The following is a 15,792-nucleotide window of genomic DNA, read 5'->3' as shown; positions in this document are numbered from 1 at the left end:
CCACTCCGCTGATGGCTGCAGGAAGATTGAATACCGCATTGGCGGTACCATTATAAGAGACATGAAAATCCGACGAATTTAAATTGTAAACAGCTGCAGTTACTGCAAGATAATGGGCAGCTATAGAACCATTGACATCCATTGTAGATCCCGGATTTGGAGTATTTATTCCTACATTTCCAGATTGTGCAAAAATGACGGATGAGGTCACCAGCCCCACTATTTGTCCCAATTTTGTAATTTTTTTTAGCATTATTTTCAGTTTTATTTCAGTTTTACAGATTAGCTTTATATTTAAATTATGTATGCGTTACATAATAAATTTATTTTATAATGCGTTAACTTTAGGTTACTTAGTATTAAAAAATTATGAATTTGCATGTTTTTTGCTTGTAAAATTTAAGCTCGTTTATTCATAATGTAAAAATATAGAAATATTACTACAAAAATCATTGCGTTTCGTAGAATAAAATAATGGTTTATGTAGAAAATTTTCTACACGATGTGACTTATAAAGAGAAATTAGGTAATATAGGTTTGATATAACTTAATAAGATCTGCTAGGTTTTTGGTTTTGAGTTTATTGTGAATTCTTTTCTTATAAGTACTGATAGTCGGCATCTGTATCCCCATTTTATTGGAAATTTCTAAATTGCCGTTGCCCTGTACCATTAAAATGAAAATTTCATACTCTCTCATAGATAAATTCTTTATAGAATCTAATGGAGATTCCTGAAGCAATTGCTGTACAATAGAAGAAGGGTAGTAGAAGCCGTCAGAAAACATTTTGTTTACAGCATCCGAGATTTCCTCCGATTTGCTTAGCTTGCTGATGTATCCGTTAGCGCCTTCTTTGATATACTGTACGGCTACTTCTTCTTCATAAGCCGAAAATATCAGTATTTTTATTGCAGGATCCAACGCCTTAATTTCGGTAATCATTTTTTTATTTTTGCTTTCCGGCATATTGATATCCAGAATAACAAGATCGTATTTCCGTTCTGAAATTTTTCCAAGGGCTTGCGGATAATCTTCAGCCTGGTCTATAATGACCCCTGGAATCCGTGACTCTAAAATCATGCTTGTACCTACCAGAACAATGTCGTGATCATCAGCAATAAGAATATTCTTAATCATTTTTTTTATTCGTTAAAATCAGTTTGAATGAAGTTCCTTTTAATTTATTTTTTTTTAAGACAATTTTCCCTTCTATCATTTGCAGAAGCTGCAACACTAGATGAAGTCCCATCCCGTATTTTTGCAGTAATAACTTTTCATTTTCAATATTGCCCTGAAGTTTCGTGTAATATTCTATCTTCTTTTCATCCATTCCAATTCCGGTATCTCTTATCTGCAGGATAATGATATTTCCTTCCACATAGCTTTCTATTGTAATAAAGCCATCTTTTGTGAACTTTACAGAATTGTCCAGTAGGTTATGAACAATTGCTGACAGGATATTCTTGCTGATCCATACCCACAATGTTTTGTCCACATTATTAATGATTACCGTATTATTGTTCTCTGCGATGGCATTAAAAAGTATTTTCTTTTCTTCTATCAGTTTATACAGAGAATAAAGTTCTGTTTTATCGGATTGGTGGTGTGTGTATATATCTGCGTATTCTTTTAAGGTAATGGTAAAATTATACAGCTGATCCGAAGACTTGTAGATAGAATTCAGAATTTTTTCATTTTGCTGCCCACTATATTCATTCTTATTCAGTGCCTCTTTTGCCGTAAGGGCAATAAATTTTACCGGTGTTGTAATATCGTGGGTAATCGTTCCGATGAGCTTTTTTTGCTGTTCAATTTCTTTATGGAGCTTTATTTTTGTAATCTCTAGCTTTTCAACAGTATCAGAAAGGCTTTTCGTACGGGAGCTTATGATTTCTTCCAGCTCATGGTTTTTCTTTTCCAGGAAATGTATTCTCCACTTGACCAAAAAGTATAAGAGAAACAGTATTATAGACGAGAGAAGCATTTTAAACCATACCCTCTGATAAAAATAAGGCGGAATGATAATATTTATCTTTTTATAAAGGTATTCTCCCTTGTCCGAGATTAGTGTTCTCACTACAAATGAATGGTTTCCGTAGGCTAGGTTTGAAATGGAAAATTTTCCGTCTTTTTCTATAGGTTCCCAGTTGGCGTTGGGTATTCCGCTCAGCTTTGCCTCTATAATTAGATTATCGGGGTTTGAATAATAGGGTACATCAATAAAAATATCAATACGATTGGATTCTGGTTTTAGATTGAGTACTTTGTCGAAATACTGTTCTTTGTTATCAATAACAGCTCTTTCTATATGTATGCTTTCAGGATAGTAGCTCTTTATTTCTGTAGGATTGAAGAAAACCAAACCATCAAGAGAAGGAAGTACGAACTCTCCATTTCCTAATTTATTTCCACACACATTACTGCCTCCATTGAATTCATTGGTTTTAAACCCTGAAACTTTTGAAAATCTGTAATAATTAACCCTCGTTTTTTTATCCTGTACATATTGGAGCAGCTGGCTTTCCGGAACCTTATAAAGCCCGTTATTGGTGGGAATCCAGAAAAATGCGTTCTGATCTTCCAGGATAGTATGAGAAGAAGAGATATTATTGTCCACATCATAAGGCATCTTGATGAGACGGTTGTTTTTCAGCAGATAAAATCCCTTTCCTGAAGTGGTGATCCAGAAATTACCATCCTTGGATTGTATGATGTTGCGGATAGATAATTCGGTATTCGGATTTAAGTTGATTATTTTATTCGTCTTTAATGAGACTTTGTATAAACCTTTCGTTGTGCCGGCCAGCAGATAATCTTTATCAAATTTCAGGAATTTAGTAGGTTCGTCATTAAAGAAAACCCTTTTTTTTACAGTTTTGAACGAAAGGTCATTGTATATCATAAGAACTCCGCTGTATCCAATGGTTCCATCCATTTTTTCAAGAGCTTCAAAAGCATAGTATCTTTTTGTATCGAAAAAAAAGTCTATTAAAATAGTATTCCGTTTGGAAACAGTTCTTGTATAAGCTTTCTTTTTCTGATACAGTAGCAGGTCACTGGCTTTGCGGGCAATAATGTTGTCTTCCTGATCATAAGCCAAAAAGAATGGAATAATACTTTTAAAATGCTTATCTTGTACAAGTCCGTCCCGGTTGTATACCTCTCCGTAAGTATTGATTACAGATGAGCTGCCATACGGTAAAGTAGCATAAAAAACAGATTCAGGCTTAGAAGGAGGTCTCTGGACAGTAGTAAAATCTGTAAAGCTGACGATCTGCAGGCCATAAGTACTACTTCCTAGATAAAGTCTTCTGTATGTTTTGTCATAATATACGCTGATAATATTTTCACTAATATCATCAAGCTCTACGAGTTTTGATATTTTGAACCGGTTGTCTTCATAGTTGCACAAGTAAATGCTGTTTCTGTTGAATATAAAAACCTGATTATTGACCCTGCTCCAGTAGACTTTACTTTTAGGGTCGGTTAATAGCGGTTCATGATAAGAGCTAACAATTTTTCCCCTTTCAATTTTCTGAATTTTTTTTGACTGATAATCAATAAAGAATACAGACTTATCGATCACGAATATTCTGGCAATATTTTTATATTTCGCTTTTATATTCAGATTTTCTTCTGCTTTAGAAAGATTGTTAATGTACTTAATGGAATTTTCCCTTATGAAATAAATACCTTCCTGGCATGGGAAATAAAGGCTTATGCCGGGTGATGTGGTATAGATATAATTGGAAGAGTATAAAAAGTAATTGACGTTGTCCCTGGTTATAAAATCGACATTCCTTTTTGAAGTTTTTGTAACTTTTGGAGATCTTTTGTTGATAAGTAGAGTTTTTCCGGAATCTCCTGTGGTAAAAATGCTGTCTTTTTCAGGGTAGCCATAGAAAAATGTAAACCTTTGATTGTTTAGTGGAAGGTTTTTATAAACTACAAACTTCATTCCATCATACCTTACAATTCCGTTTTCAGTGGTCAGCCATATAAAGCCGTATTTATCTTTAATAATATCTTTTATACTGTTCTGAGGAAGACCATTGTCTGTATTATATGACTGAATGTTATATTGTTGGCTGCAAATAATGGAAAAAAAGAAGAAGAGAAAAGCGGAAGTATATTTTTGCACAAATCTTTTTATTTTAATGGTATGGCAAAGTTATTACTGAATTTGTAAAAACAATATCAATAAAAGGTTTTTTTTTAATATTTGGCAAAAAAAATAAAAACAGAATATCTGCTGTATTATTTTTCGGTTTACGGAAGTTCACGGTTTTGTTTTTTTGATATCTAGCAGTTTTCTATTCTTGGTAATTAGCTTTGGGAGACGGCGGTGGCAGCGGATTCATCTTGTTGATCTCTTCCAGGGTCGGCGGAACAATATGTTCCAGGACAACCGTTTTCTTGAAAGGAAACTGTTTTTTTGAAAGCTTCTCATGATAATCAAAATAATAGGTATCTTGATTATAATATGAGGCTTCGATAATCAGTAAGCCGTTTTCATCAAAATAATCTTCAGAAATTGTATGCTTTAAAACACCTTTATTGTCAGCGGTAACCTTCTCAATTATAATACCGCCTTCTTTGGTGTCTTTAATGAAGATCACATTGGCATTGGGCGCACGTTTATTGCTGTCGGTCACAAAACTGAGTTCCAAACTGTATTGCTTTTGTTTCGGAGCATATAAAAAGCAAAATAAAAGAAATACAAATGAAAGAATTTTCATAGCACAAATTTATGTTAAGTTAGAATAATTATTCCGAATTATAATGTATATTGCCCATCTTGAGATTGATTTTCATTTCAGGGGTTGTAAACCCTATTAAAATTATGTATAACATGGAAATTGACATTTTTTTTACCATGAAAAATTATGTACTTAGAAAAAACTAATGATTATTGTTTTCAATATGTATGTCTGAACCGGAAAATACACTTACACTGAATGAAATCCTGAAGTTTTCTTAGATTTTTGTAATTTGAAATAAAATTAGTTCTCTGTATTTATCACCTGTTTACTGTTATGAAAAGACAAAATTACTTTAACTTTGCCAAAGGAGCAATATAAAAACATTAGCATGATTTTGGTCATGTGATGATGGCGTTAAAACTAATACCGGCAGACTTAGATAATCAGAAAACTACTTTAGCTGATAAAAAGATATGAAATATAAATTCTTAGATTTTAAATTGAGGAAAGTTGTTCATTACTCATTAATCCTGTGCATATTGTTGATACAGGTTATTATAGCCATTTTTTTTTACAACGAATTTATTAATGAAAAAAAGCTTCAGTTTATTAAAAATCAACTGGACGAAAGTAAAGCATTGGGCGGCTTAACGGATAATTCGAGGAAAGATTTCATGGATGCACAGAATTACTTTCAAAAATATGTGATCAGCCAGGATGACAAAGATCTGAAGTTATACTTTGAATCCCTTAAGAAGCTTAATAGCAATTTCGAAAAGATAAATGATTATGGAGACACACATCTGGAACTGAAAAATAAACTGGCAAAGCAAAAAAAAGATACCCTGAAAATTGTAAAGCTACAGACTATTATAGATTCTGTATATCAATATTCTTTGAAGCCACCAGTAACAATCATCCCGGACCAGCATTACGAACTGGAAAGATATAAAAATATAGACAATTTTGAAGATCTGAACATACAGACTCAGACCTATTCTGATACCATCAAAAAGAAAGGCCTGATGGGGCGTTTAAAAGATGCAATATCAGGTAAAGTAGATGTGCAAAAGGAAAGTACCGTCATTACCATGACCAATAAAAAGCCGGCTAACCTTTCTAAAATAAAGCTGAGGTTGGATAGTCTGGCAAAATCCATGGATAAATATTATACCACCGAAGTTAAAAAAATTCAGCGGTCTACAGTTCAGAAGCAGCAATCCATGGCTGAAAGCCAACGTGAAAATATAAAGTTCTACAGTAATTTCAGTAAGTTATTGGTATACAGCAATGGACTGATCAACGTTTACGAAAATGCTATTAAAGAATTTAAATCAGATTTAGAAAAAGAATATAACAAACAGAGCTCCAGTAATAATAAAATCAGGACCTATCTCGTATTGGGGTTAATGATCCTGATGTTTATTGTATCCATTCTGATTATGTATTTTACAAGAATAGCGTTCATTTACGAAATGAAGCTTAATGCTGCGAATAAAGAAATTAAAAAGAGTCTTAATTTCAAAAACAGAATTCTTGGTATGCTGAGCCATGAGCTGATGTCACCTCTGAAAATTATCAATATCTTTATTGATAAGATCAACAGGACCACGAAAGATGAGACCACAAAAGACTACCTTAAATCAATAAAGTTTACCAACAGCACCTTACTTATACAGTCCAACCAGATCCTGGAATACACAAAAAACCAGGAAGTTGAGAAGAAACTGGTAAAAACCGTATTTAATCTTAATGATGAAATTAACTCTATTGTAACAGCTATTACACCTTATATAGAAACAAGGAACAATAAATTTCTGGTGACAAACAGAATTCCTGCGGATTTAGTTGTAAATTCAGATAATATAAAAATTAACCAGATATTTATGAATATTCTGGGAAATGCCAACAAGTTTACAGAAAACGGCCAGATCGACCTTTCTATGGCAACCGAGAAACTAGATGAAAATACCATTTCTCTGATTACAACAGTAGGGGATACCGGTATAGGGATATCAGATTCTGATCTGGAGAAAATTTTTGAACCTTATTATCAGGGGATGATCTCTGACAAGGTTGATAATTTTGGGGCCGGATTGGGATTGAATTTATGTAAAGAAATCATAAAGTTGTTTAATGGGGAGATATCTGTTTCAAGTAAGCTGCATAAAGGGACAAAGGTAACATTCAGAATAAATTTAAGCATTAATCATAATGGAAGCACCAATTGAAAATAAAGAGATTGTATTTCTTTTAGCGGATGATCACAGTATTGTTCGTCAGGGAATTGCGATCCTGATTGATGAAATTGTTCCAAATTCCCAAATTTATCAAACCTCATCCTCACAGCAGATTGTAGACCTGATACAGTCAAAAGGAGTGGAAATAGCTATTATTGATGCTCATTTTCCGGACGGTAACAGTCTTCATATTTTACCACTGATGAAAGCTGTAAATCCGGATATTAAAGTTTTAGTCTTCACAGGTCTGGAAGAAGATATTCATGTACTGAAGTTCATTAAAGCCGGGGCGAGTGGATATGTAAGCAAATTAAGTGAAGAGGAAGAGATAAGACAGGCAATTTCAGATATTGTATATAAGGGAGAGTACTTCTCTCCACTTTCCCGTAGCCTGATGCTGCAGCTGGTTCAGAATCCGGATTTAGCCAATCCGCTTAGCTGTTTAACCAAAAGAGAGCTGCAGATTGCAGAAATGTATGCAGAAGGATATGGTAACCTGGAAATTGCAAATGATCTGGATATAAAACAGAATACCGTGAGCACTATCAAGAAGAATATTTTTGATAAATTAAAAATAGAAAACCTTGTCGAATTGATCGACCTCATTAATACCCACCATAAAATATAGATTTTCTAAAATTCATTTCCCATTTCTTCCCGTTAAAGTTATATATCGATAAACATCTATGGTTTTATCGATATATATCGATGTTGATTATAAGAGATATTTCTCCCTAATGTTGTTACTTTGTCTCAGTAAGATTAACCAAAGATACTTTCTGGTTTTAGTACAATGGTAAGTTTTATAACACACATAAATGATGAGATAAATAATAAGTGTATGCATGGCCTTGAAGAAACTTCTCGAAAACAGATTATTAAAAACACAAATTAATATAGAGAAGAAGGCTTGGTCTTTGTAGGTCATTTTATACAGAAAAAGGGAGGCAGATAGCCTCCTTTTTTATTAAATATTGTCAGGATGATTGAATAGTCCTGTGTAAAATGTGTCCCGGGAAAGAGTATTGACAAACATCTATCTGCTTATCGATATATTTCGATGGTAATTATGAAGAATATTATTCAACAATGTTGTTATTTTGTCTTAATAAAGTTTACCCAACCGAATACATTAACTGAAAAGGTTTTTAATACAAAAAAGGTAGGCTTTATTAGGACACAAATGATGAAATAATATTGGGTATGAATGATCTTGAAGTAACTTCTTGAAATTGACTTAAAAAACACAAATTAATATAAAGAAGTTAACTTGATCTTTGTAGATCATTGATACAGAAAAAGGAGGCAGATAGCCTCCTTTTTTATTGAATACAGGATGGTAAAACTATATGTTAAAGGAAATTCGGACAGGTATTATTGATAAATATCTATCTTCTTATCGATATATATCGATGCTAATTATAAAGAATATTATTCAGCAATGTTGTTACTTTGTCTTAATAAAATTTGCCCAACTGATTACATTAACTGAAAAAGTTTTTTGATACAAGCGGTAAATGTTATTAGGACACAAATGATGAAATAATTATTGGGTATGAATGATCTTGAAGTAACTTCTTGAAATCGACTTAAAAAACACAAATTAATATAAAGAAGTTAACTTGATCTTTGTAGATCATTGATACAGAAAAAAGGAGGCAGATAGCCTCCTTCTTTATTGTACGGTATTCTAAACACTTCACGTATAATTTCTTTTTCATGATAATAAAAACTCCGTCTGGTAAAAGGTTTCCGAATAAATATATAATTTTGCATCATGAGAATATTTCTTTCAGCATTATTATGTTTCCCCTTTTTGCTTTTCTCACAGATAACGGCTAAAGTAGTTGGAATTTCAGACGGAGATACAATTACAGTCTTACTGGACGGGAATGTACAGAAAAAACTTCGGCTGGCAGAGGTAGACTGCCCTGAAAACAGACAGCCGTTTGGGAAAAATGCAAAAAAATTTACTTCAGAACAGGTTTTTGCAAAGAATATCAGGTTTATAGAAACTAATAAAGATCGCTATGGACGTTCAGTGGCTAAAATATATTATGACAATGGAAAATATCTTTCTGCGGAGATTATAAAAGCCGGCTATGGATGGTGGTACTATTCCTATTCTAAGAATACAGACTTGGGAAAGATGCAGGAAACGGCAAAAAACAAAAAGCTTGGATTGTGGCAGGATAAAAAAGCAATTTCTCCATGGGATTTTCGTAAAGAGCAACGAGAAAATGCTAAAAAGAAGAGGCTCCAAAAACAACGGGAACAGCAGGCTCAAAAAGAAAAAACTACATAAAAAAAACGCTGCACAAAAGAGTAGCGTTTTCCTTATAGTCAATAATAATAAACTAAGACTCTGTCTTTAGCAGTCCAAAACTAGAAGCCGCAGGTTCCTTTCCGAAAAGACACGAGAAGATATTCTGAAACTCATGGATGTATCTGCATCTGATCGAGTTTCCGTATATTTTCAAACCCTCAAGGATTTTCCTTGAACTCAGATCAATGTCATATTTAATGAACGGTTCAGGTCTTTCGTAACGGATTCTTTCATTTGAACTGTATGTTCTCAGAAAACCAAACTTTTCAAGCCACTCTTCTGTTATCTGAATGGGTTTCAGAGAGTCTGCCGGAACTGAAATACTATGGATATCATTTTCGATTTTTACAAAATAATCGTTACCTGTCCCCTGAAATATTTCAGTGATGGTATAAACCTGATTTTTGTATTCAACTAAGTTTTTAATTTTAAGATCTGCTGCATTCATAATATTTTGAGTTTAGAAAGGTGTGTATAAATTAGAAAGATGTGTGTATTATTAATTGCAAATATTATGCCTAGACTAATATTAAATATCCTGTGTTGTTGACTGTTTTATTTATTTTTAGCATAAATAATCAATTATAGGTTAGAATAATTATGAAATTTGCTGAAATTAGCTGAAAAATAAAATATTTCACGTGGTACCTGTGTGGTATCTGTTGTTTTGTTAAAGAGTTGTAATGTCTCTTGGGCTCTGTTGTCAATAGCCATACATATAACATTTCAACAAATAAAAGAAAATGTCCATCACAAAGTCATAATATAATTCCGGTTTAAGATTAGTTACTTTCGGTTTTTTAATGCATCATTTCATGCACTTTAATAAGCTCTGCGATATTGGAAATATTAAGTTTTTTAAAGATTCTTTTTTTGTAAGTGCTTACAGTAGACATTTGGATGTTCAGTTTGTTTCCGATTTCAAGATTTCCGGACCCTTTCGCCAGGAGCTTAAAGATTTCATATTCCCGCGAAGACAGCTTTTCCGCAGGATTACTTTTTTTGTTCTGAATAATGAGCCCAATCAGTTCACTAGGGTAGTAATAGCCCTTCTGAATGACTGATTTTACCGCTTCCCTGATCTCTTCTTCACAGCCCTGTTTGCTGAGATAGCCCTCAGCACCTTCACGGATATATTGTATGGCTACATCCTTACCATGTCCGGAAAAAACAAGAATCTTCAGGCTTTCCTGGATACTCTTTAGCTCAGAGATCATTTTCTTATACTGGGTTCCGGGCATATCAATGTCAAGAAGAAGGAGATCGTAAAGCTGCTCAGAAACCTGTTCTTTTACCTGTCCATAATTTTCAGCAAAATCTATTTTAAGCTTTGGATAAGCAGACTCTAAGACCAAAGCAGCTCCTGCTCTTACTACATAGTGATCATCGGCGATTAAGATTCTTTCATTCATATAAATTTTTTAATAGGAGTTGTTTCAACGATAGCTCTTTGAAATACTGCATTTGGATTTAATCTTAATGGAATGATAGCCATTGATCTTGGCAGATATTCAATTTTCGTACCGGTGGTTATTGGAGTTAGCTTTTGGTTGTTTTCAAAGGTATGAAAGCAGAAGGTTTCTTTTTTCTGCTGTATGTATAACAGCTGTAATTTTTTTTGAACAGCTTTAGTAAAGAACCGCGTAAAATCATGATCATTCTTGACAATGGTTTTTGCGCTGTTCTGCAGAAATCCGTTGCCAGTGATACACTTCGTGGAAATATGATGTTGTTCGTAAATGTTTGAAAACAAAATTACAAAAAACAAAGTCCAGGCTTTCATAAATACATAAATGATCTATGCTCTCCGCTTGATTAGGGCGGAAATTTATTAATAATAGTCATTAAACAAGCCGAAGTTTTTTAAGTGTTGGGAATACTGAATGCATTTTTTTTCATTAATATGTTTGCGTTTGATATCTTGCTGTTAAACAAGCTATATTTGGGGTGTAAAATTAGTAATTTTATGAAGATAAATTACTATAATGAGATATATTTGATATGAATTTTATCTAATAACCAGACACATTGAGCATGATTTTATATTTTTTTATCTTCAATCAGTGAAATAGTATCCTTTTTTGAAAAAATTATTATGTTTTTTTTAAATCTTAATGCTGCTCGGAAGAAAATTTAAAACAAAAAGCCTCCCCGAAAAAGGGAGGCGAATAAAATTGACTGTATATTGAATAAAATTCAATCGCTATTTGTTGTTCTCAAGCCATTTCAGCCTGCGCTGGTCAGGAAGGTGTTTTACCGTGAAGTTTTCAAAGGCTGCAGTGAAGCCGTTTCCATCCGGACAGGCAGCCATTAAGCCCACCATTACAGGAGTATTGTCCTGTAAGTACGCATTGCGCATCATTGTATAATTCTTGTCATCAAAAGAATAAAATATTTCTACAGCATCCAGTCTTCTTATGGCTTTTATCCAGACTGCGGAAGGAGTGGTGTTCAGTGTAATAACACTCCAGTCGCTTGTTCCATGCGTAACTACAGTACTGAGATTGTATTTACCATCTACGAATTCAATGCCGGCTTTTATGTAATTCTCTTTATCAGTCCTTAGCATCAGTCCTGTTTGGTCGAATCTTGCCTTATAGTTTCCGCTGATCTTTACCTTTGCTTCAAATTCTCCGCCATAGGTTGTATAATAAAAAGGAGCATCATCTACTGTAAATCCATAGTGGGAAATCCTCCAATAATCACTTTGCGGCGTAACCTTCATTAACAGGCTGTTGTTTTTAATTTCCCATTTTTCAGGCTCATTAAACCAGTTCATCTTTTCTAGAGTCTGTGCAAATGTTTTCTGGACCATAACAACAGTGCAAAAACTTAATATCAATCTCTTCATTCTCTTTAGCTGCGTGTAAATTATTATTTTAGCAAAAGTATAACTATACCCACATTTCATCAATACTGATAAATAACCATTTATGGAAATCATAGAAAAACTGAACAGCCGGCTTTTGGATAGGTCATCTCAAAAATGCAGGCTTGACATAGAAGAATATAAACAGAGAGCATCAATGTATTCCCGGATGGAAGGTGCCATAGCTGTTTTGAGCGACATGCAGGCAGATAAAAGTTATGTGTATAAATCTAAAGCTGCATGGGAATTGGGTTTAAGTATGGAGGAAAACCCGTCAGAGATCAATTCTATCTGGGAAGAAGAGATCATTAAAAAGATACATCCGGATGACAGGCTCAAAAAATATATTCATGAACTGCGGTTTTATGAAATGATGGATGCTATGGATCCAGAGCTTCGGGCAGACTATTCTGTTCTTTCAAAAATCAGGATGAAAGATAAAGATGATGAGTATAGGCTTGTAAAGCACCGGATGTTCTATATTTATTCTCCCGATAACGGAAAGCTGAGATTTGCATTTTGTCTTTATCATATTGCGCTGGATCAGACGCAGCTTCCGGTTTCCGGTTTTATGATCATTAATACAGCTAAAGGTGAAATTATTGTAAAAGATAAACTGAATTACCAGAATATTCTTTCAAAAAGAGAGCTGGAAGTTTTAAAATATGTAGGCGAAGGCTATGCCAGTAAAGAAATAGCAGGCTTTCTGTCCATAAGCATCAATACAGTAAGCAGGCATCGCCAGAATATTCTTGAAAAGCTGAAAGTGAAAAATTCTGTACAGGCATTTAAAGACAGCTTTTATTAACGGGAGTTCGTTTATAGGGTAAACTCCGAAAAGTTCACCATGTTTTTTTTATTCTTATCTTTAATTTTATAGATAAAATTTTATTGTAAACAAATGATGATAACAAATGAAAAGAAGCGAAGAGATCACCAGGCAATATTTTGATTTTCTTGAAAAGCATATTCAGGATGTAATTACCGGAGCTGTTCCGGAATTTATGGAGCTCAATGAAATTGCCGGCCAGCTTGCTGTTTCCCATCAGCACCTCACGGATACTATAAAAAAAGAAAAAGGGCAGCATCCATGCTTTTTCTATGATGAAAAGATCATTAACGAAGCCAAGGTTATGATAAAAAACTCTGATCAGTCTATTGCGGAAATTGCAAGACTGTTTACCTATGACCCATCCAATTTTTCCAAGTTCTTTAAAAAGATGACTGCAATTACACCGGGACAATTTAGAAAGATCAGCAGATTGAATTCATAAACTTGAGCTTGAAATTTATGTGTAGTAAAAAGAAAAAAAGGGGTCGAAAGTCTCGCGATAACTTAGAAATTTTAAGAGTTTTTTATTCTAAAAACAAATAATATTGTAGAAATGAGATAATTGTGAAATCAATTGTCTTTTTTTATGATTAATTTAGTAATAGTGATTTATTGTTGTATTTTTTTTGTTAAATTTAGTTTCATTAAAAAAATATTGACTGTTTAAGCATGAATAAATGAATTGAAATATGAAATATTTTGATTATCAGATCATAACGCAGAATGTGTTATATGATGCGTAATATTTAATATAATAGATGGATTTACGGGCTTTAAATAATCATATATTTGTTTCTTTAAACAACTAATATTAACAACTAACAACATTAAGGATGACTATTGATTTTACAACAGCAACATTTAAAGATTTTGAGAATATCCCTGAATATGATATTGCTCAAAGAGCAGATTATTTTTATCAATTCCTGGATCATATGAAATCCAGAGGACATATGAATTACAGATTGAAAAATACAACTGGAACCAATGCAACATTAAATATAAATATTGCAAACCAGAATAAGGAATATGTAAGTTTTGTTTCCAGCGATTATCTGGGATTTACACAGCATCCAAAAGTAAAGGAAGCAGCTATAGAAGGAATTGCCAAATATGGAACAGGAACAGGAGCTACACCGCTTATTGGCGGGTATTTTGATTACCACTATGCTTTAGAAAGAAAAATTGCAGGTTTTTTTGGGAGAGATGAGGATGAAGCCGTAATATTTACTACCGGATACACTGCTAATAGTGCTACCTTGCAGATTCTGATGCAGAAAGAAGATATCGCTATTTTGGACATGGCAGTGCATGCCAGCGTACATGAAGGATGCGCTTTTACAAATAAAAAAACATTTCCACATAATAATTTGGAAGCTTTGGAACACATTTTGAAGATATCTGAAAATACGTACCGTACGAAACTTGTTGTTGTAGATGGAGTATATTCTCAGGATGGTGACACTTCACGCATTAATGAGATATATGATCTGGCAAAAAAGTATAATGCTTATGTCATGGTAGATGATGTGCATGGTGTTGGGATATTGGGAGAAACCGGAAGAGGAACCCTTGAGCAGGCAGGTTTACTGGATAAAGTAGATTTCATTACAGGCACATTCAGCAAAACTTTTGGCAATTTAGGTGGATTTGTTATTACTAATAAAAAAATAGCATCATTCCTTAAATTCCAGTCTCGACAACAGATTTTCTCAGCAACAGCGCCGCCTTCCTCAGCAGGGATTGTTAAAGCTATAGATTTAATTGATGAAGAACCGATCTGGAGAGAAAGACTTTGGAATAATATCAACTATTTCAAAAAAGGTCTGGACGATCTGGGTTTGGATACCGGTATTACCTGTTCAGCAATTATTCCTGTAAAAATTGGAGATCAGAATAAAATGTGGGATATTGGCAGAATATTGATTGAAAAAGGAGTGTACACAAACCCCATTATGTACCCGGCAGTAGCAAGAAAAGACGCGCGCATCAGAATGAGTGTGACAGCAAGACATGAAAAAGAGCATCTTGATAAAACACTGAATGTATTTGATGATATTAATAAAAAATTGCATATTGCAAAAAAATAATAAATTATGCCCAGAAAAGTAGTGCAAGGCCCCATTAGGGACAAAGAAAAAACAAAGCAAAAACTGCTCGCAGCAGTTGGTAAAATTCTCAGAGTAAAAGGTTACTCAGGTCTGAAAGTAAGTAAGATTGCAGCAGTAGCCGGTTTTGACAAGAAGCTTATCTATGAATACTTCGGTAGCACAGATAAACTTATTGACGAATATATAAAATCTCAGGATTATTGGAGTAAATTCAGCCCAAATATAGAAGAAGAAGTACAGATTGGGAAAGGTAAAGACGCTTTAACCCAAGGAATTCTGATGCAGTTTGAAAGTCTGAAGAAAAACAAAGAACTCCAAAAAATTATCCTTTGGGAACTTTCTGAAAGCAAACCTATACTTAGAAAACTCGTAGAGCAAAGAGAAGCTGTAGGCGCAGATTTATTCGGAAATGTTACAGATCCTTATTTTGGAGAAGATGCGCAAAGATTTAGAGCAATTATTGCTTTGATTGTTTCAGGAGCTTATTATCTGAACCTGTATCCTGCATATAATGCCAGTGAATTTTGTGGACTGGATATGAAGACAGATGCAGGAAGGTCCGAAATAGAAAAAGCTATTGTTGATATAATAGAATTTGCTTACCAAATGAAAAAATAATGATTAAAAGTTTTCCAATTTTTCCGAAAATAAATTTTTGTTGATAATTTGAAAACTTTTAATTTTCAGATTAAAACTATATTTCTTATTTTT

The 15,792-nt window shown here is 33.5% G+C and carries 14 protein-coding genes and 1 pseudogene; 7 read left to right on the top strand and 8 right to left on the bottom strand.

The genetic code is table 11. The features are described from left to right. The 4 genes and pseudogenes from DRF60_RS19590 to DRF60_RS19575 form a co-directional block, all read right to left on the bottom strand. Window positions 1–253, bottom strand: a pseudogene (locus DRF60_RS19590) (hypothetical protein); the annotation flags it as partial. Window positions 254–522: 269 nt separating this feature from the next. Further along, complete coding sequence (locus DRF60_RS19585) at window positions 523–1,137, bottom strand: response regulator transcription factor (protein ID WP_116014753.1); 615 nt, start codon at window positions 1,135–1,137, stop codon at window positions 523–525. Continuing rightward, window positions 1,130–4,141, bottom strand: coding sequence for a ligand-binding sensor domain-containing protein (locus DRF60_RS19580; protein ID WP_116014751.1), 3,012 nt, complete (start codon window positions 4,139–4,141; stop codon window positions 1,130–1,132). The genes DRF60_RS19585 and DRF60_RS19580 overlap by 8 nt, the downstream gene beginning before the upstream one ends. A gap of 172 nt (window positions 4,142–4,313) precedes the next feature. After that, window positions 4,314–4,739: a hypothetical protein gene (locus DRF60_RS19575; RefSeq protein WP_116014748.1), complete on the bottom strand. Its 426-nt coding sequence runs from the start codon at window positions 4,737–4,739 to the stop codon at window positions 4,314–4,316. A gap of 437 nt (window positions 4,740–5,176) precedes the next feature. Between DRF60_RS19575 and DRF60_RS19570 the strand changes: the two genes are divergently transcribed. The 3 genes from DRF60_RS19570 (at window position 5,177) to DRF60_RS19560 (ending at window position 9,248) form a co-directional block, all read left to right on the top strand. Continuing rightward, the gene (locus DRF60_RS19570; RefSeq protein WP_116014745.1) at window positions 5,177–6,934 is read left to right on the top strand and encodes a sensor histidine kinase; all 1,758 of its coding nucleotides are present in this window, start codon (window positions 5,177–5,179) and stop codon (window positions 6,932–6,934) included. Continuing rightward, complete coding sequence (locus DRF60_RS19565) at window positions 6,918–7,571, top strand: LuxR C-terminal-related transcriptional regulator (protein WP_185144608.1); 654 nt, start codon at window positions 6,918–6,920, stop codon at window positions 7,569–7,571. Before DRF60_RS19570 ends, DRF60_RS19565 begins: the two co-directional genes overlap by 17 nt. Before the next feature lie 1,149 nt (window positions 7,572–8,720). Next, a complete protein-coding gene (locus DRF60_RS19560; protein WP_116014743.1) occupies window positions 8,721–9,248 on the top strand; it encodes a thermonuclease family protein in 528 nt (175 codons plus the stop codon). 52 nt (window positions 9,249–9,300) lie between these two features. Here the strand turns inward: DRF60_RS19560 and DRF60_RS19555 are convergent, their stop codons facing one another. The 4 genes from DRF60_RS19555 to DRF60_RS19540 all read right to left on the bottom strand — a co-directional run bounded on the left by DRF60_RS19555 (window position 9,301) and on the right by DRF60_RS19540 (window position 12,120). After that, window positions 9,301–9,717, bottom strand: coding sequence for a hypothetical protein (locus tag DRF60_RS19555; protein WP_116014740.1), 417 nt, complete (start codon window positions 9,715–9,717; stop codon window positions 9,301–9,303). Between the two features lie 352 nt (window positions 9,718–10,069). Next, window positions 10,070–10,681, bottom strand: coding sequence for a response regulator transcription factor (locus DRF60_RS19550; RefSeq protein ID WP_116014737.1), 612 nt, complete (start codon window positions 10,679–10,681; stop codon window positions 10,070–10,072). Further along, window positions 10,678–11,052, bottom strand: a complete 375-nt coding sequence (locus tag DRF60_RS21240) for a hypothetical protein (RefSeq protein ID WP_116014734.1) — start codon at window positions 11,050–11,052, stop codon at window positions 10,678–10,680. Before DRF60_RS21240 ends, DRF60_RS19550 begins: the two co-directional genes overlap by 4 nt. Window positions 11,053–11,472: 420 nt before the next feature. Next, complete coding sequence (locus DRF60_RS19540) at window positions 11,473–12,120, bottom strand: DUF1349 domain-containing protein (RefSeq protein WP_116014732.1); 648 nt, start codon at window positions 12,118–12,120, stop codon at window positions 11,473–11,475. Window positions 12,121–12,202: 82 nt separating this feature from the next. Between DRF60_RS19540 and DRF60_RS19535 the strand changes: the two genes are divergently transcribed. The 4 genes from DRF60_RS19535 (at window position 12,203) to DRF60_RS19520 (ending at window position 15,699) form a co-directional block, all read left to right on the top strand. Continuing rightward, a complete protein-coding gene (locus tag DRF60_RS19535) occupies window positions 12,203–12,946 on the top strand; it encodes a response regulator transcription factor (protein WP_116014730.1) in 744 nt (247 codons plus the stop codon). 106 nt (window positions 12,947–13,052) lie between these two features. Further along, window positions 13,053–13,412, top strand: coding sequence for a helix-turn-helix domain-containing protein (locus tag DRF60_RS19530; protein ID WP_116014727.1), 360 nt, complete (start codon window positions 13,053–13,055; stop codon window positions 13,410–13,412). Between the two features lie 391 nt (window positions 13,413–13,803). Next, a complete protein-coding gene (locus DRF60_RS19525; RefSeq protein WP_116014724.1) occupies window positions 13,804–15,060 on the top strand; it encodes an aminotransferase class I/II-fold pyridoxal phosphate-dependent enzyme in 1,257 nt (418 codons plus the stop codon). Window positions 15,061–15,066: 6 nt separating this feature from the next. After that, window positions 15,067–15,699: a TetR/AcrR family transcriptional regulator gene (locus DRF60_RS19520; protein WP_116014721.1), complete on the top strand. Its 633-nt coding sequence runs from the start codon at window positions 15,067–15,069 to the stop codon at window positions 15,697–15,699. Window positions 15,700–15,792: the final 93 nt, after the last annotated feature.

Origin of the sequence: Chryseobacterium elymi, assembly GCF_003385495.1 — a bacterium.
GTDB lineage: Bacteria > Bacteroidota > Bacteroidia > Flavobacteriales > Weeksellaceae > Chryseobacterium > Chryseobacterium elymi.
The sequence above is the reverse complement of the archived record's forward strand: the minus strand, read 5'-3'. Positions and strand labels throughout refer to the sequence as shown.